We start from the raw sequence: 557 nt of genomic DNA, 5'->3' as shown, positions 1-557 counted from the left end.
AGCCCATCAGGAACGTCACCGCGCAGCGTATGCGCCATCCGCAGGGCCCGTTCAACCAGGTGTGTGTCTTGAACACTATCCATAGCCCAGCCCAGTACCCTGCGGGAATGACCATCGCGGACCGCGCACAAATACAACCAGCCCTCACCGGTGCGCAAGTAGGTAATATCCGACATCCACACCCGATTCAGCTCACCAGTATCAAACATGCGCTTGACCAGGTCAGGAAGAGTTGACTTACGCTTGGATTGAATCGTTGTCACCGGAACAAACGCACGCGGTGAAATCCCTTCAATGCCCATCATGCGCATCCGCTTCGCCACAGTCTTACGGTTAAGCGAAATGCGGTAGCGCTCGGCAAGCTCTGCGGTGATCCGCGGAGCACCATAAACCTCATCAGAGTCTTTCCAAATCTGATGAATCTTTCGGTCAACATCATCGTAAAATGCAACACGATCATCCTTTCCGGATAGTCGTTTCTGCTGCACATGGGCCCATTTGTAGTATCCAGACCGAGACACTTTTAATAGCCGTGCCATGCGCTTGATGCTGTAGTT

At 53.0% G+C, this 557-nt stretch carries 1 protein-coding gene; it reads right to left on the bottom strand.

Features of this window, described 5'->3' with window-relative positions:
* Positions 1–539 (bottom strand): IS3 family transposase (locus QKE52_RS13320; RefSeq protein ID WP_347949005.1); only part of this gene is annotated, 539 nt, incomplete at its 3' end.
* Positions 540–557: the final 18 nt, after the last annotated feature.

The organism is Corynebacterium sp. c25Ua_47 (assembly GCF_039907205.1).
GTDB classification, from domain to species: domain Bacteria; phylum Actinomycetota; class Actinomycetes; order Mycobacteriales; family Mycobacteriaceae; genus Corynebacterium; species Corynebacterium hiratae.
This window is presented reverse-complemented; position numbering and strand designations above follow the sequence as displayed.